The organism is Embleya australiensis (assembly GCF_051903075.1).
GTDB lineage: Bacteria > Actinomycetota > Actinomycetes > Streptomycetales > Streptomycetaceae > Embleya.
Map to the genome: position 1 here is coordinate 5029644 of NZ_CP182422.1, position 17634 is coordinate 5047277.

The window sequence follows — 17634 nt, forward strand, 5'->3', positions numbered from 1 at the left end:
GTTTCTGCGAGCCGACCGCGAGCCTTCCGGGAGCCGACCGCGAGCAGACCGGGAGCCGACGTCGCCCCTGCGACGTCGGCTCCCGGAAGCCACATCAACCCCTATTCGGGCACAAACCACACAGCGGCCAGGGGCGGCAGCGTCATCGACGCGGAGGCCGGTCGCCCGTGCCACGTCACGTCCTCGGCCCATACCTCGCCCTGGTTGCCGACGTTGGCCCCGCCGTAGCCGGCCGCGTCGGTGTTCAACACCTCACGCCACCGGCCCGCGTGCGGCAGCCCGACCCGGAAGTCCTCCCGGACCACCGGGGAGAAGTTGCACACGCACACCAGCTGTTCGCCGGCCGCGCCGTGCCGGACGAACGACAACACATTGGACGCCGCGTCGCCGCCGTCGATCCAGGAGAAGCCCTCCGGGCGGGTGTCCTGGGTCCACAGCGCCGGTCGTCCCCGATAGATCGAGTTCAGGTCGCGGACCAACTCCCGGATGCCCTGGTGCTCGGCGTGGTCCAGCAGCCACCAGTCCAGACCGCGCGCCTCGGACCACTCCGCGCCGTGGCCGAATTCCGAGCCCATGAACAACAACTGCTTGCCCGGGTGGGCCCACATGAAGGCCAGGTAGGCGCGCACGTTGGCCATCTGCTGCCAGCGGTCGCCCGGCATCTTGTCCACCATCGAGCGTTTGCCGTGCACCACCTCGTCGTGGCTGATCGGCAGGATGTAGTTCTCGCTCCACGCGTACATCAGCGAGAAGGTGATCTCGTTGTGGTGGTGCTGCCGGTGGATCGGCTCCTTCTGGATGTACTCCAGCGAGTCGTGCATCCAGCCCATGTTCCACTTGAACCCGAAGCCGAGTCCGCCGCTTTCGGTGGAGCGGGTCACCCCGTCCCACGCGGTGGACTCCTCGGCGATGGTGAGCACGCCGGGCACCCGCCGGTACAGCGTCGCGTTCATCTCCTGGAGGAAGGCCACCGCGTCCAGATTCTCCCGGCCGCCGTGCTGGTTGGGCGCCCACTCGCCGTGCTCGCGCGAGTAGTCCAGGTAGAGCATCGAGGCGACCGCGTCCACCCGCAGCCCGTCGATGTGGAACTCCTCGCACCAGTAGACCGCGTTGGCCACGAGGAAGTTGCGCACCTCGTGCCGGCCGTAGTCGAAGACCAGGGTGCCCCAGTCGGGGTGCTCGCCCCGGCGCGGATCCGGGTGCTCGTACAGCGCGGTCCCGTCGAACCGGGCCAGCGCCCACGCGTCCTTGGGGAAGTGCGCCGGTACCCAGTCCACCAGGACGCCGATCCCGGCCCGGTGCAGCGCGTCCACGAGGTGCCGGAACTCGTCGGGATTGCCGAACCGGGAGGTGGGCGCGTAGTACGACGACACCTGATAGCCCCACGATGGGCCGTACGGGTGTTCCGCCACCGGCAGCAGCTCCACATGGGTGAAGCCCATCTCGGCCACGTACGCGGGCAACTGCTCGGCCAGTTGGAGGTAGCTCAGACCCGGCCGCCACGAGCCCAGGTGGATCTCGTACACGCTCATCGGCGCGGTGTGGTGGACCGTCTCGGCCCGCTTCTCCAACCACTCCTTGTCCGACCACGTGTAGGTCGGGGTGTGCACGACCGACGCGGTGGACGGCGGCAGCTCGGTGGCGAAGGCCAGCGGGTCGGCCTTTTGCCGGGAGACCCCGTCCCGGCCCAGGATCTCGTACTTGTACTTGGTGCCGTCGCCGACGTCGGGCACGAACAGCTCCCAGACCCCGGAGGAGCCCAGCGAGCGCATCGGGTGCGCGACGCCGTCCCAGTAGTTGAAGTCGCCGACCACCCGCACCCCGCGCGCGTTCGGCGCCCAGACCGCGAACGAGGTGCCCGTGACCGGGCCGTTGGCGGTCTCGTAGGAGCGCACGTGCGCGCCGAGCACGTCCCACAACCGCTCGTGCCGGCCCTCGGCGATCAGGTGTATGTCCAACTCGCCCAGGGTGGGCAGGAAGCGGTACGGGTCGTCGGTGTGCAGTTCGGTGCCGTCGTAGCGGATCTCCAGCCGATAGTCGGGCACCTCGTTGCCGGGCAGCAGGCCGGTGAACAGGCCCTCCGCCTCGTGCGTGAGCGGCACCCGGTGCTCGCCGGTGACCACGATCACCTCACGGGCCCACGGCCGCAGCACCCGCACCACCACGCCGTCCACGCCGGGCACGTGCGGATGCGGGCCGAGCAGCCCGTGCGGATCGTGATGACCGCCGTCCACCAGGCGGCGCAACTCCTCGGCGGCCAACGGTGGCACCCCGGGTCGGCCGGTCGGCCGGGGGCGGGCACGCCCCGCCGAACGCTTGGCAGGACGGCCGGCGACCCCGCCGTCCTCGGTTGACGCGCTGTCCTGACGGGCCGTCACGGATGGGACCTCCTGAGACGTTGGTACGGAACGGGAATCGACGATGCGTCAGTGCGGCAACGGCGCACGTTCGGCCAGGCGCCGGATCGCCGACATCGGCACCGGCAACCACGAGGGGCGGTTGCCCGACTCGTACATGACCTCGTAGACGGCCTTGTCGGTCTCGAAGGCCCGCAACAGCACGGGTTCGGAGTGCGGGTCGAACGAGCCCGCGTCGGCGTACCCCGCACAGAAGGCTTCCCGGTTGCGGGTGGCCCATTCCTCCGCACGGCGTACCAGGTGCGGCGCGGGCGTCCCGCGCCCCCAGAAACCGCCGCCGCCGGCCAGCAGGTGTCGGGCCGCGTAGTCGAACGAGCGCAACATCGCGGCGATGTCGCGCAGCGGCGAGTGCAACGAGCGCCGTTCGCGCAGCGGCCGGGCCGGCTCCCCCTCGAAGTCGAGCAACACCCACCGGGTGGCGGTACGCATCACCTGACCGAGGTGGAAGTCGCCGTGGATGCGCTGGAGCGGCACGGGGTGACCGTCGCGGCCCAGCGCGCGCAGGTCCCGGTACGCCTCGCGCAACCGATCGGTGAACGGGGCCAGCTCCGGCACCGCCTCCGCCGCCGCGTGCAACCGGCGCTCCATGTCGTCGGCGATCGCGGTCAGCTCCGGCTCGCCCGCCACCGCGGTGGGCAACGAGCGGGCCAGGTCGGCGTGTACCTCGGCGGTCGCCGCGCCCAACCGGAACGACTCGCCGGCGAAGTCGCCGCCGGTCTCGTGCGCGTGCGGCCCCGCGCCGCGTACCTCCTGGCCCGCGTACAGGTCGCGCACCGAGGTCTTGGCCAGCTCCCAGCCGTCGGTCCCGGTGCGCAGGTACTCCTGGAGCATGCCCAGCGTGGTCGGCTCGCCGTCCGCGTCCGGGAAGGGCATGTCGAACCAGGCGATCGGCGCGGGGATCCGGCGCGAGCCCGCGCCGGCGAGGGCCAGCGAGACCTCCAGGTCCGGATTGACCCCGGGTACCACCCGGCGGAACAACTTCAGGATCACGTCGTCGCCGAAGATGATCGACGTGTTGGACTGCTCGGCGCCGATCACCAGGCCGACGTGCTCGGGATCGGGCGCTTGGGCGCCGGGGCGATGGAAGGCCAGCGGGCCGACGGTGTCCGCCGCGACGAACCGTTCCGGCAACCACCGGGTCAGCTCCGCGTCGTGCACGCCGTCGTAGAGGCTGCTGCCGTTGGGCAATCGGCCGATCAGGGCGTGCGTGAGCCGGTCCGGCAGACCGGCGCGCACGCCGAGGAGGAGTTGGTAGTGCTCGGGTGCGCCACCGTGGTCGACCCGCAGCAGCATGTGGTGCAGCGCGGGATCGCCGGAGACCACTTCGAGACTGTGGACCACGCCGACCCCACGAAGAGGCCGGCCTTTGCCGGCGAACCATCTCTGCTGCGGCAGCCAGTCGCGCAGCAGAGCGATCACGGCGGAGGCAGTCGGATCGTGGGGTCGGGTGGAATCCGTCACAGCGTCATTTCTCCACGGGTGAGGCGGAACCAATAGAAACCGTGCCCCGCGAGGGTGAGCAGATACGGCAACTCGCCGATCGCGGGAAACGTCACCCCCCCGAGCAGCTCGACCGGTTCATACGTCTCGAACTGCCGCAGATCCAGCTCGGTCGGCTGGGCGAAGCGCGAGAAGTTGTGAACACACAGCACGATGTCGTCCTCGAATTCGCGGAGGAACGCCAGCACGCTGGGATTGGACGAGGTCAGCTCGTTGTACACACCGAGCCCGAAGGCCGGGTTCTGCTTGCGCACCTCGATCATCCGGCGGGTCCAGTGCAGCAGCGAGGAGGCGTTGGACATCTGCGCCTCGACGTTGGTGACCTGGTAGCCGTAGACCGGGTCCATGATGTTCGGCAGGTACAGCCGACCCGGGTCGCACGTGGAGAAGCCCGCGTTGCGATCCGGCGTCCACTGCATCGGCGTGCGCACTCCGTCGCGGTCGCCGAGCCAGATGTTGTCCCCCATGCCGATCTCGTCGCCGTAGTACAGGACGGGCGAGCCCGGCAGTGACAGCAGCAGTGCCGTGAACAGTTCGATCTGATTGCGGTCGTTGTCGAGCAGCGGCGCGAGCCGGCGGCGGATGCCCACGTTGGCCCGCATGCGCGGGTCCTTCGCGTACTCCTTGTACATGTAGTCGCGTTCCTCGTCCGTGACCATTTCGAGGGTCAACTCGTCGTGGTTGCGGAGGAAGATGCCCCACTGGCAGTTGTCCGGGATGGACGGCGTGCCGGCCAGGATCTCCGAGACCGGATAGCGCGACTCGCGGCGCACCGCCATGAAGATGCGCGGCATCACCGGGAAGTGGAACGCCATGTGGCACTCGTCGCCGTCGCCGAAGTAGTCCACCACGTCCTCGGGCCACTGGTTGGCCTCGGCCAGGAGCACGGTGTCCGGGTACTTGTCGTCGATCTCCTTGCGCACCCGCTTGAGGAATTCGTGGGTGGCGGGCAGGTTCTCGCAGTTGGTGCCCTCCTGCGCGAACAGGTAGGGCACCGCGTCGAGGCGGAAGCCGTCGATGCCCAGGTCCAGCCAGAAGCGCAGGCCGGCCAGCATCTCCTCCTGCACGCGCGGGTTCTCGTAGTTGAGATCCGGCTGGTGGCCGAAGAAGCGGTGGAAGAAGTACTGCTTGCGCACCGGGTCGTAGGTCCAGTTGGACGACTCGGTGTCGACGAAGATGATCCGCGCGTCGCCGTAGGCCTTGTCGTCGTCGGCCCACATGTAGTAATCGCCGTACGGCCCGTCCGGGTTGTTCCGCGACTCCTGGAACCACATGTGCTGATCACTCGTGTGGTTCATCACGAAGTCGATCACCACCCGCATGCCGCGCTTGTGCGCCGAGTCGACGAACTCGACGAAGTCGGCGAGGTCGCCGAACTCGGGCAGCACGGCGGTGTAGTCGGCCACGTCGTAGCCGCCGTCGCGCAGCGGCGAGGCGAAGAACGGCGGCAGCCACAGGCAGTCGACGCCCAGCCACTGGAGGTAGTCCAGCTTCTGGGTCAGTCCCTTGAGGTCGCCGACCCCGTCCCCGTTGCTGTCCTGGAAGGACCGGACCAGGACCTCGTAGAAGACGGCTCGCTTGAACCACAGGGGATCGCGATCCCGCGACGGGGTGTCGTCGAAGGTGTCGCGGACGGGTTCGTTGACGATCACGGGCTGTTCCTCCGGACCGAGAAGAGATGCGCGGGCTCGTGCGCGGGATCGAGACGCACGTAGTTGTGCCGACCCCAGCGGTAACCGGCTCCGGTGAACTCGTCGTGCACCGCGAAGGTGTCCTGCCAGTCCAGGCCGAGGGCGGGCAGGTCCAGGTGGACCGTCGCCTCGTGGGTGTGGTGCGGATCGAGGTTCACCACGACCAGGACCAGGTCGTCGACGTCACCCACCCGGGTGCGCTTGGAGAAGGCCATGACCGCATCGTCGTCCACGTGATGGAAGGTCAGGTTTCGTAGACGTTGCAGGCTCGGGTGCCGGCGGCGCACACGGTTGAGCGTGGTGATGTACGGCGCCAGCGAGCGCCCCTCGCGTTCGGCGCGGGCCCAGTCGCGCGGACGTAGTTGATACTTCTCCGAGTCGTGGTACTCCTCGCTGCCCGCCTTGACGGCGACGTGCTCGTACAGCTCGAAACCCGCGTAGACGCCCCACGTGGGGGAGAGCGTGGCGGCGAGCAGGGCGCGGACCTTGAACGCGGCCGGACCGCCGTACTGCAGATACGCGTGCAGGATGTCGGGCGTGTTCACGAAGAAGTTCGGCCGCATGTAGGCGGACGCCTCGCCGGTGGTCAACTCGGTGAGGTATTCCTGAAGTTCGTCCTTGCCGTTGCGCCAGGTGAAGTACGTGTACGACTGCTGGAAGCCGATCTTGGCCAGGGTGCGCATCATCGCCGGCCGGGTGAACGCCTCGGCCAGGAACAGCACGTCGGGATCGGTCGCGTTGATCGTGGCGATCACCTGCTCCCAGAACATCACCGGCTTGGTGTGCGGGTTGTCCACCCGGAAGATCCGTACGCCGTGCGCCATCCAGTGCCGCAATACCCGCAGCGTCTCCTCGACCAGACCGTCGAAGTCGGTGTCGAAGTCGATCGGGTAGATGTCCTGGTACTTCTTCGGCGGGTTCTCCGCGAAGGCGATGGTGCCGTCGGCGCGGTGCCGGAACCACTCGGGGTGCTTCTCCACCCACGGGTGGTCGGGGGAGACCTGGAGCGCGAAGTCGAGGGCGACCTCCATCCGCAACTCGCGGGCCCGGGCCACGAACGCGTCGAAGTCCTCGATCGTGCCCAGATCCGGGTGGATCGCGTCGTGCCCGCCCTCGGGCGAGCCGATCGCCCACGGCGAGCCGGGATCGTGCTCGCCGGCCACGAGGGTGTTGTTGGGACCCTTGCGGAAGGCGGTGCCGATCGGGTGGATCGGCGGCAGGTACACCACGTCGAAGCCCATCGCCGCGACCTGCGTCAGCCGTTCCATCGCGGTGCGGAAGGTGCCGCTGCGCGGGGGCCGGCCGCCGGTGGGGTCCACCACCGCGCCCTCGGAACGGGGGAAGAACTCGTACCAGGAGCCGTACAGCGCGCGTTCGCGCTCGACCCGCAGCGGATAGCGGGCCGATGAGGTGACCAGCTCGCGCAGCGGATGCCGGGCCAACACCTCGTCCAACTCGGCCGAGCGCGCCGCGGCCAGCCGCTCGGCGGGCGAGCGCGTCTCGTCCCGCAGCGCGTCGACCGCGGCCAGCACGACCGCCCGCCGGCCGTCCTTTTTCGGCACCCCGGCGGCGGCCCGCTCCAGGAGTTGCGCGCCCTCCTCCAGGACGAGTCCCACCTCCAGGCCCGCCGGGATCTTGATCCCGGCGGCGTGCCGCCAGGTTGCGATCGGATCGCCCCACGCCTCGACCGCGTAGGACCACATCCCCTCGGCGGTCGGAGTGACCGTAGCGTGCATCCGGTCGGTTCCGGGCGTGCCCGGGATCATCGGGGTGAGCGCGCCGGCCCGGCCGCGCGGGTCGCGCAACACGACGCCCGCGGCCACCGCGTCGTGGCCTTCGCGAAAGACCGTGGCGCCGACGCGGAAGGTCTCGCCCGGGATCGCGCGCACCGGGCGGGTGCCGCCGTCGACCACGGGTTCGACGTCGATGATCGGGATCCGCCCGATCCGCGGCGCGGCCGTCTTGGCCGTCTTGGTCGACCCGCCGCTGCGCCCGGCGCCCGCGGCGCCCGCGGCGCCCGCGGTCCGCCCGGATTTCCCGGCGCGCGCCGGTGACTTCGCGGCGGTCGACGTCGCGGTGGTGTCGGCCGGCGCGGCTGCGGCCCGTGTGGCCCGCGACCCTCCGGCGGTCGTCTTCCGTGCCGCGGCCTCGTCGGCCGCGACCTGCCCCGCCCGGGGTGCGCGAGCGCCCCCGGGGTCCTTCCCAGCCGAACTGGTCATGCCGAACTCCTGTACCCACGGACGGGCGTCCCGTGCGCGTCGCGCGCGATGCACCCGTACGGAAACCCACTCGATACCCCGATTGCCGGACCCGGGAGTGGCGACGAACCGACCCGGCGGCGACCGGTGGGATCGCTCGGGTCCACCTCTCACCGCTGCGCGGCGGCCATTGCTCGTGACGCGACCACCAGGCGGGGACCGGGTGGGGCCCGGCCCGCGACCGTGGACGGCGGATGTCTGGTGTGTCCGCGGTACGGCGGGACGGAAGGACCCGGCTGTTCAACGATCGTCAAGTCGATCGGGGCACGGTCCATATGGTGTAAAAACGCCCCCAGACCCATCCGCAAGATCTTGCCGGCTTTGCAAGCGCACTGCATCCACTGTCGCAAGTTCTGCCGCCTTCCGGCTAGGGTCGCAGCGTGAGAGCAATCCGCAGATTCACCGTGCGTACGGTTCTGCCCGCTCCGCTGGAGCCACTGGGTGAACTGGCAATGAACCTCCGCTGGTCCTGGCACGCGGAGACCCGCGCCCTGTTCGAGTCGATCGACCCGGACACCTGGGCGGCGGTCGGCCGGGATCCGGTCCGCCTCCTCGGCACCGTGCCGAACGACAAGCTCGGCGCGCTCGCCGACGACCGCCGCTTCCTTGCCCGCCTGCGGGTCGCAGCCGAAGACCTGCACGAATACCTGACCGGACCTCGCTGGTATCAAACCCTCTCGGATACCGGCGGAAGCCTGGCCGCACCGCCGGCGGCCATCGCGTACTTCTCGCCGGAGTACGGCATCACGGCGGCACTTCCGCAGTACAGCGGGGGTTTGGGCATCCTCGCGGGCGACCATCTCAAGGCCGCCAGCGACCTGGGTGTGCCCATCGTCGGGGTCGGATTGATGTACCGCCACGGCTACTTCCGACAGTCGTTGTCCCGAGACGGTTGGCAGCAGGAGCGTTACCCCCTCCTCGACCCCAACGAGTTGCCGCTGACCCTCCTTCGGGGTGCCGATGGTGCACCCGCACGGGTGGTCATCGGACTCCCGACGGGTGAGTTGCACGCGCGGATCTGGAAGGCCCAGGTCGGTCGGGTGCCACTGCTCCTGCTCGACTCCGACATCGAGGAGAACGAGCCCGCCGAACGCGAGGTGACCGACCGGCTGTACGGCGGCACGAGCGAACACCGCTTGCATCAGGAGATGCTGCTCGGCATCGGCGGGGTGCGGGCTTTGCGGGCTTTTTGCGAGATCACCGGCCATCCCGCGCCCGAGGTCTTCCACACCAACGAGGGCCACGCCGGATTCCTGGGCATCGAGCGCATCCGCGAGTTCACCGGGACCGACGGGCTGGACTTCGACGCGGCCCTCGAAGCCGCCCGGGCGGGCACGGTGTTCACCACGCACACGCCCGTGCCGGCCGGCATCGACCGGTTCGGTCGCGATCAGATCCAGCGGCATTTCGGCGGCGACCTCGCGTGTCCGGGGGTTCCGGTGGATCGGGTCCTCGCACTCGGCGCGGAGACCTACCCGGACGGTGATCCGGGCGTGTTCAACATGGCCGTGATGGGCTTGCGGCTCGCCCAACGGGCCAACGGCGTGAGCAAGTTGCACGGACGGGTCAGTCGGGGCATGTTCGACGGCCTGTGGCCGGGCTTCGACACCACCGAGGTACCGATTACCTCGATCACCAACGGCGTACACGCGCCCACGTGGGTGGACGGCGACGTCACCGACCTGATCGCACGCGAGGCGGGCGTCGAACTCGCCGAGGATCCGGCGGCGTGGGCGGCGATCGATGGGCTGTCGGCGGGCTCGTTGTGGGAGTTGAGGCGCGCGCTGCGGGCGAAGCTGGTCGCCGAGGCCCGGCTGCGGCTGCGCGCGTCGTGGCGGCAACGCGGCGCCGGCGAGGCGGAATTGGGCTGGGTCGAGGGGGTGCTCGATCCCGACGTGCTGACCATCGGGTTCGCTCGCCGGGTGCCCTCCTACAAGCGGCTCACCCTGATGCTGCGCGATCAGGACCGGCTGCGTTCGATGTTGCTGCATCCGGAGCGTCCGGTGCAGATCGTGATCGCCGGCAAGGCGCACCCCGCCGACGAGGGCGGCAAGCGGCTGATCCAGGACCTGGTGCGGTTCGCCGACGGCGAGGACGTCCGGCATCGGATCGTCTTCCTGCCGGACTACGACATCGCGATGGCGCAGCACCTGTACCCCGGGTGCGACGTGTGGCTGAACAACCCGTTGCGCCCGCTGGAGGCGTGCGGCACCTCCGGGATGAAGGCCGCGCTGAACGGTTGCCTGAACCTGTCCATCCTGGACGGGTGGTGGGACGAGTGGTACGACGGCTCGAACGGGTGGGCGATTCCGACCGCCGACGGGATCACCGACGTGGATCGTCGGGACGACTTGGAGGCGGCGGCGCTCTACGACCTGATCGAGAACTCGGTCGCGGCCAGGTTCTACGACCGGGGCCCCGAGGGCCTGCCCACCCGGTGGCTGGAAATGGTCCGACACACGCTGGCCACGCTCGGCCCGAAGGTGCCGGCCGACCGGATGGTCAAGGACTACGTCGACGTGCTGTACGCGCCGGCCGCGCTGTCGGGTCGGGCGATCACCGGGTCGGCCGCCCGGGAGTTGGCCGAGTGGAAGGCGCACGTGCGGCGGTCCTGGCCGGGCGTGCGGGTCGATCACGTGGAGTCGGGCGGGATAGGGGACGCCCCCGAGGTCGGCAACACGCTGAACCTGCGGGTCTTCGTCTCGCTGGGCGAACTCGCCCCCGCCGACGTGGAGGTCCAGGTCGTGCACGGTCGGGTCGACGACGCGGACCGGATCGTGGACGGCACGATCGCGCCGCTGAAGGCCGGTCGTCGGGACGAGCACGGCCGCTGGTTCTACGAGGGTTCGCTCGCGTTGGACCGGACCGGGCCGTTCGGCTACACGGTGCGGGTCATGCCGACCCACCCGCTGTTGGCCGGCCCCGCCGAACTCGGCCTGATCGCGATCCCGCCGGAGAGCGAGGGCTTCGCGGAGGGCATCGCGCTGCGCTGACGCGGTGATCGCGGGCTCGGGCCCCGGCGTCCTTCGGGACGGCGGGGCCCGAGGCGTTTTTCGGCCGGCGGCGGCCCGCGCCCGCGGTTCCGTTCCGGGGTGGTGATTGAACTCATACCCCCCGGTCGTAACGGCGGGGGTGGGCAACAGGGTCATCCCTTCCGGTAGCGCAGCGACTTAGGGAGATCCATGTCGACGACGGCAGCAGGGGCCACATCCGGTTCGAGCGCACACAGACCTCGTTCGCGACGGCGGATCCACAGGGCCCTCCCGGCGCTCGCGGTGTGCGTCGCGCTCCTGGGCGCGGGAGCGTGTGGCGGGGGCGGCGGGAAGAAGGACGGGAAGGACGCGAAGGACGACAAGGTCGCGCCCATCGCGCAGACCAAGGCCCCGGACGGCGCTCCCAAGGTGTCCCAGGCGGTGGTCACGATCCTGCCGAAGGACGGCGCGACGGAGGTGGCCACCGACGGCGCGCTGAAGGTGAGCGCGAGCGCCGGGAAGCTGACCCAGGTCACCGTGACCTCCTCCGAGGGCGGCAAACCGGTCGAGGGCACCATCTCGCCGGACGGGGCGAGTTGGCAGCCCGCGGCGGCTCTGCAGACCGGCACCAAGTATGCGGTGTCCGCGACCGCGACCGACGCCGCCGGGCTGGTGTCGGCGCTCCAGTCCTCGTTCACCACGCTCACCCCGGCGAACACCAACTACGGCGTGTTCAACATCGACGCGAACGAGACGTACGGCGTCGGCATGATCGTCTCGCTGGAGTTCACCAAGAAGGTCACGGACAAGGCGGTGGTGAACCAGTCGGTCAAGGTCACCTCGGAGCCCGCCGTCGAGGTCAAGGGCCACTGGTTCGGCAACCAGCGGCTGGACTTCCGCCCGGAGAAGTACTGGAAGCCCGGCACGAAGGTGACCCTGCACCTGGACCTGGACGGGAAGCAGACCTCCCCGGGCGTCTACGGCAAGCAGAAGAAGGACGTCACCTTCACCGTCGGCCGCGCGCAGACCAGCGTCGCCGACCACACCGCGCACACGTTGGCGATCACCCGCGACGGCGCGCTGCTCAAGAAGCTGCCGGCCAGCCTGGGGGACGCGGAGAACCCCTCGTGGAACGGCAAGATGACGATCATGTCCAAGGAGCCCACGGTGCACATGGACTCCCAGACGGTCGGCCTGGCCAAGGGCGTGTACGACATCAAGGACGTCCCGCACGGCATGCGGCTGAGCAACACCGGCACCTACGTGCACGGCAACTACTGGCGTACGGACCCGCTGCCGTTCGGCAAGGAGAACACCAGCCACGGCTGTGTGAGCCTGCAGGACGTCAAGGGCGGCGGCGACCCGAGCATGAACGCGGCGTGGTTCTACAAGGAGTCGCTGATCGGGGACGTGGTCGAGGTGGTCAACTCGCCCAGGAAGACGGTCGACCCCGACAACGGCTGGAGCGGCTGGGCGATGGACTGGGCGGGCTGGACGGCGGCGAACTGATCGTTCGATCGCCCGAACTCGCGAAGCGCGCAACCCCGAAGGGGGCGGTGCCGGTGTCCCGGCGCCGCCCCCTTCGGGGTTGCTGGTCGTGTCGTGTTCCGCTCGGCTCGGTCAGCCGTGCGGCTGGTCCGGGCGGTGGTGCTGCCCGTACGGCTGCCCGGGGTGGGGCTGTTGCGCCTGGTACGGCTGCCCCGAGTAGGGCTGCTGCCCCGGGTAGGGCTGCTGTCCGGCGTACGGGGCGGGCCCGTAGCCACCGGCCATCTGCGGCTCGGTCACGAGCGTGCGGTCCGCGTCCGGGTGGCCGTACGCCGTCGGCGCGCCCGCCCCGTCCCCGTGCCCTTTGTTGCTCCGACGCGGCCACCACAGGCCCCGGCCCAGGATCGCGGCGATCGAGGGCACCAGCACGATCGAGAGCAGCATCGAGGAGAGCAGGATGCCGACCGCGGTGGCGAAGCCGATCTCGGCGGTCGCGGGGCTGGCCGCCAGGCTGGCGAAGGAGCCGGCCAGGACCAGACCGGCCGTGGCAATCGCCGGCGCGGTGTGCCGGACCGCCTCGGCCACCGCCTTGCGGGCCGGGACCGGCTTCTCCATCTCCTCCCGGAGCCGGTCGCTCATCAGGATGTTGTAGTCGGTGCCCAGCGCGACCACGAACAGGAACAACACCAGCGGCAGGGTGAAGGACACCCCGGGGCGGTCGAGCATGTGCTGGAAGACCAGCGTCCCGGCGCCGAGCGTGGCCACGAAGCCCAACCCGACCGCGAGCATCAGCACCAGCGGCGCCAGCAGCGAGCGCAGCAGCAGGAACAGGATCAGCGCGATCAGGATCGCGGCGACCGGGAAGACCAGCTTGAGGTCCTTGTTCACCGCGGTGGCCACGTCGGCGAAGATCGCCGCCGTTCCGGTGATGTGCGCCTCGCTGCCCTCGGGCGTGTTCTTGGCGATGGTGCCTCGGACCGGGCCGGTGATCAGGTCACGGGCCTTTTGGGTGTCGGCCTTGGCGGCCAGGAACACGTCGATCCGGGCGGCCGACTTGTCCGGGTTGAGCACCGGCTTGGCGACCTGGCCGACACCCTCGACCTTGCCCAGCGCGCCGGTCAGTCCGGTGAGCGAACGTTCATCGAGCTTGCCGCCGGCCTTGGTCTGTACGTAGACGGTGTGCGGGTCGGACACGCCCGCGGGCAGCGAGCGGGAGATCTCGTCGGCGGTCCTGGTGGCGTTGGTGGTGGGCTGACCGTGCTGGTCGTAGCTCATCTTCACGCCGACCGCGCCGGCGCCGAGCGCACCGAGCAGGACCAGGCTGCCGAGCAGGTAGCGCACCGGACGCGCGCTGATGTTCTCGCCCAGTCGGGCGGCGAAGCCCGCCGGACGCTCCTTCTTCCAGGCCCGGGCCGGCCAGAACATCGCCCGACCGGTGACCGCGAGCAGCGCGGGCAGCAGGGTGAGGCTACCGATCAGGGCGACGAGCACCGAGACCGCGATGGCCGGGCCGAGCACCTTGAACTGACCGAAGCTGGCGATGCCCAGGGTGGCGAACGCCGCCACGATGGTCAGCGCCGCGCAGGTGATCGCGTTGCCCACCCGGCCGGCGGTGTTGGCGGCGGCCTCGCGCTTGTCCATCTGCGGGTTGGCCCGCAACTCCTCACGGAAGCGGAACATCAGGAACAGGAAGTAGTCGACGACGATGCCGAGCAGGACGACGGTGATCAGGGACGGCACGGACGGGTCGACCTTGATGTCCAGGAGCTTCGCGCTGCCGGCGACCGCGCCGGTGGCTACACCGCCGATCAGCGCCACCGCGAGCAGCGGCAGGATCGCGGCCAGAATGCTGCGGAAGACCACCACGTTCAGCAAGATGATGAGACCCATCGTCAACGCGCCGACGAGTGCCTCGGTGTCCTTTTCCTCATCCATGTTGTCGACCGTGCTTGCGATACCGCCGGTGAATCCGACCCGGAATCCGGCAGCCTGGTAATCGGTTTTCGCGAGATCACGAGCGTCCCGGTACACGTCCTGGAGACCGGTGTCGGTCGCATTGCCGCTCAGCGACAGGGTGAGCAGTTGGAACGTCCCGTCGGGCGCGACCACGCCGACCGTGTAGCGCGGCGTCTGGGAGAAGTCCTTGGCGAACTGCTCCGGCTCCGCCTTGATGCGCTTCGCGGACAGGCCGGTGGCCGTGTCGGCGATCTTCTTCTGGTCCTGCGGGCCGAGCTTGGCACCGTCGGCGCGGGCCACGAGCACGGTCACCGCGTTCGGGTCGGGCTTTTCGTCGAACTTCTTCTCGGCGATCTGGAGCGCTGCCGCGGAATCGTATTTCTTCGGCAGGAAGTCGCCGGTCGACGAATCGGTGACGCTGTTCATCAACGGCTGGCCGACGGCGGTCAGGGCTATACCGACGATCGCCCAGACGATAATCGTCATCCATCGATGACGTGTGGCGAACGCGGTTGTTCTACGGATCATTTTCCTTCTCCGCCGTCGGATCGAAACATGGGAGTTCGATGCGGAACTCCGGAATGCCTCAAGCTGATCATGCGAAACCCCCCTCGGACATCGACCGGGGGAAGGGGAGTGGACCGGGACCACGGTCCGGGCGGATCGCGGAACCAGGACTCGGGTCCGGGGCGCGGATCATCTGCGATGAGGTTCAGAAAACCGGGCACGGGCGATGGAATGGGACGACCGGGCGGACGTGCCGGGCGGGCGGGGTGGGGGACGCCGGCCGCGGCGCGGGCGAACGAACGGCACCAACCACGAAGGAGGCCCGCGAATGGGCTCCGAGCACCGCTCAGCGGCGGGGCCGGCGACGATCACCACGATCGGGGCGCCGGCCGCGGAGCCGGCGCCGGCCGGTCCGGGGATCGGGTCGGCGGTCGAGTCGGCCGGCGCGGGTTCGGGTCCCGGTCCGAGGCCGGGGCGGTACCCCGGGCTGGTCGGGCTGCTCCGTCGGCGGATCGAAGCCTGCCGGCGCACCCGCAACGACCTGCTGATCGCGCTCGGCTGCGGGGCGGCCGACCTCGCCTCGTACATCGGCGCCGGCCATACGGCCGCGCCGCACGCCTCCGTGATCGGCGCGCTGCTGATCACGGCCGGCGCCGGTGCGCTGTTCCTCCGCCAGCGCCGGCCGATGCCCGTGCTCGGCGTTCTGGTCGCGCTCTACGTGGCGTTGTCCGCGGTCGTCACGATGCACGCGCACAACTTCTCCTTGTCGATCGCGGTCGCGCTGTACACGGTGGCCCGGTATCGCGGCGCACGTGCCATCGGTGTGGCCGGTCTCGCGGCGCTCGCGGGTCAGGCGGCGCACGCGACGCAGGAGAACTCGGCCACCCCGCTGATGGTGTTCGGCGACACGCTGTTCATCGCCCTGGTGATCGCGGTGGGCGTCTGGTTGCGCCGGTGGCGCGAGCAGGTGACGCTGAACCGGCGGCTGCTCGCGGAGCGGGCGGTGACCGAGGAGCGCCGGCGGATCGCGCGCGAGCTGCACGACATCGTCGCGCACCACATCACCACCATGTACCTGATGTCCGGCGGCGCGCGCGCCACCCTCGACCGCGATCCCGACACCGCCCGGGAGGCGCTGGTCACGCTGGAGTCGTCCGGCCGCACCGCGCTGCGCGAGATGCGCCAACTGCTCGGCGTGCTGCGCAGCACCGACGCGGCCGAGGACGCGCCCTCCGAACCCCAGCCGGGGATCCGCGAGATCGACCGGCTGCTCGCCGAGTCGCGCGCGGCCGGGCTGCCCGTCGAGTTCGAGGCGCTGGGCGAGCCGCGTCGGGTGCCGTTGGCGATCGGGCTCACGCTGTACCGGATCGTGCAGGAGGCGCTGACCAACGCGCGCCGGCACGCGGGTGACGCGCGGGCCTTCGTAAGGCTCGAATACCGGTCCGACCTGGTCGCGGTGGAGGTCTGCGACGACGGCGACGCGGGCCGCGGGGGCGCCGCGGTCGCGGGAGGCGGGTACGGTCTTCTCGGTATGCGCGAGCGTGTTGCCGTGCATGGTGGTGTGCTCGAGACGGGCAGGCGTCCCGAAGGCGGATTCCGGGTGGCCGCACTCGTGCCCCTGCCGCCGGCGGAGCCAGGAGAGGACTTGAACCGATGAGCGTGGACGCACCCCCGGTCACCGTGCTGCTCGCGGACGATCAGCCGCTTGTGCGTCGGGGCTTGGCGCTGATCCTGCGCTCCGACCCCGGTATCGAGGTGATCGGCGAGGTCGACGACGGCGCGCAGGCGATCGAGGCCGCGCATCGGCTGCGTCCGAACGTGATCCTGATGGACATCCGCATGCCGGTGCTCGACGGCGTACAGGCCACCGCGCGGTTGACCGAGGAACTGCCCGAGTGCCGGGTGCTCGCGCTGAGCACGTTCGACATGGACGAGTACGTGGTGGGCGCGCTGCGCGCCGGGGCCATCGGCTTCCTGCCCAAGGACGTACTGCCCGAGGACCTGATCGCGGCGGTGCACACGGTCCACCTGGGCGAGGCCGCGGTCGCGCCGCGGCTGCTCACGCGCCTGATCGAGTCCTTCGTCAAGGCCCCCTCGGCCCCGCAACCGTCGGCGACGGGCCTGCGCGACCTGACCCCTCGCGAGGTGGAGGTCCTACGCCTGATCGCGGCGGGCCTGGACAACGCCGAAATCGCCCAGACGATGAGCATCGGCGTCCAGACCGTGAAAAACCACGCCACCGGCCTGTTCGCCAAACTCGGCGTCCGAGACCGCGCCCAAGCAGTCGTCTTCGCCTACGAATCGGGACTGGTCCAGGCGGGCCGGACGACGTAGGCCCGGTTCGACGGCGATGGTTCCGCTAGGGCCGATCGCCACGACGGCGTAGATGCCGGTGAGGAGGATCAGGATCCGCGCCCTGCGCGGTTCCCACTGGCTCCACGGAATCGCGCCGGAAGTCTTGGTGAGGGCGTAGTGGGCGCTCAGAACCCAGGACATGCCGACGATGCCCCACAGCAGCGGGGTCGGACGGAATCGATACATCAGGTAGTAGGCCATGCCCGCGATGAAGAACGGCGAGTAGACGGGATTCACGAGCATGGTGAGCGTGTCGTTCTGGATGCCGTACGCGACGACGGAGCCGACGGTCCACAGACCGCAGAACAGGACGACCCGGCGGTAGGTGACCCCACGCCAGACGACGACGGCGAACATCAGGTAGAAGCACAGTTCCACCCACAGTGTCCAATAGACCGGGTCGATGTTTTCCACGCCCAGCGGTTTCTGCAACATCGTCAGGTTGGCGAGGACGGTTTCCGCGCCGGGCTTCGTCAGGGGTGAGGTGGGCAGC

Annotated in this window: 9 protein-coding genes; 4 read left to right on the forward strand and 5 right to left on the reverse strand. The window is 69.9% G+C overall.

The features are described from left to right. Nucleotides 1-101 precede the first annotated feature (101 nt). Genes glgB through ACMXN5_RS21965 form a run of 4 tightly spaced genes read right to left on the reverse strand, consistent with a single transcriptional unit; the run spans nt 102 to nt 7827 of the window. Nucleotides 102-2378 (reverse strand): 1,4-alpha-glucan branching protein GlgB, encoded by a 2277-nt coding sequence (gene glgB / locus ACMXN5_RS21950; protein ID WP_439676637.1) that lies wholly within the window; start codon nt 2376-2378, stop codon nt 102-104. A gap of 48 nt (nt 2379-2426) precedes the next feature. After that, nucleotides 2427-3878 (reverse strand): maltokinase N-terminal cap-like domain-containing protein, encoded by a 1452-nt coding sequence (locus tag ACMXN5_RS21955; RefSeq protein ID WP_379995066.1) that lies wholly within the window; start codon nt 3876-3878, stop codon nt 2427-2429. Then, nucleotides 3875-5569 (reverse strand): maltose alpha-D-glucosyltransferase, encoded by a 1695-nt coding sequence (gene treS, locus ACMXN5_RS21960; protein ID WP_078975378.1) that lies wholly within the window; start codon nt 5567-5569, stop codon nt 3875-3877. The genes ACMXN5_RS21955 and treS overlap by 4 nt, the downstream gene beginning before the upstream one ends. After that, complete coding sequence (locus tag ACMXN5_RS21965) at nt 5566-7827, reverse strand: alpha-1,4-glucan--maltose-1-phosphate maltosyltransferase (protein WP_439676638.1); 2262 nt, start codon at nt 7825-7827, stop codon at nt 5566-5568. The genes treS and ACMXN5_RS21965 overlap by 4 nt, the downstream gene beginning before the upstream one ends. A 419-nt stretch (nt 7828-8246) precedes the next feature. On the opposite strand from ACMXN5_RS21965, the gene glgP reads away from it, so the two are divergent. Both glgP and ACMXN5_RS21975 read left to right on the forward strand, forming a co-directional pair. After that, nucleotides 8247-10859: an alpha-glucan family phosphorylase gene (gene glgP / locus ACMXN5_RS21970; protein WP_439676639.1), complete on the forward strand. Its 2613-nt coding sequence runs from the start codon at nt 8247-8249 to the stop codon at nt 10857-10859. 282 nt (nt 10860-11141) lie between these two features. After that, nucleotides 11142-12347: a L,D-transpeptidase gene (locus ACMXN5_RS21975; RefSeq protein ID WP_439676640.1), complete on the forward strand. Its 1206-nt coding sequence runs from the start codon at nt 11142-11144 to the stop codon at nt 12345-12347. Nucleotides 12348-12458: 111 nt separating this feature from the next. On the opposite strand, the gene ACMXN5_RS21980 is transcribed toward ACMXN5_RS21975, so the two are convergent. Beyond that, complete coding sequence (locus tag ACMXN5_RS21980; protein ID WP_439676641.1) at nt 12459-14765, reverse strand: MMPL family transporter; 2307 nt, start codon at nt 14763-14765, stop codon at nt 12459-12461. 349 nt (nt 14766-15114) lie between these two features. Between ACMXN5_RS21980 and ACMXN5_RS21985 the strand changes: the two genes are divergently transcribed. Next, the gene (locus tag ACMXN5_RS21985) at nt 15115-16443 is read left to right on the forward strand and encodes a sensor histidine kinase (protein WP_439676642.1); all 1329 of its coding nucleotides are present in this window, start codon (nt 15115-15117) and stop codon (nt 16441-16443) included. Further along, on the forward strand, nt 16440-17120 hold the full coding sequence (locus ACMXN5_RS21990; protein WP_439676643.1) for a response regulator: 681 nt from the start codon (nt 16440-16442) through the stop codon (nt 17118-17120). Before ACMXN5_RS21985 ends, ACMXN5_RS21990 begins: the two co-directional genes overlap by 4 nt. Nucleotides 17121-17634: the final 514 nt, after the last annotated feature.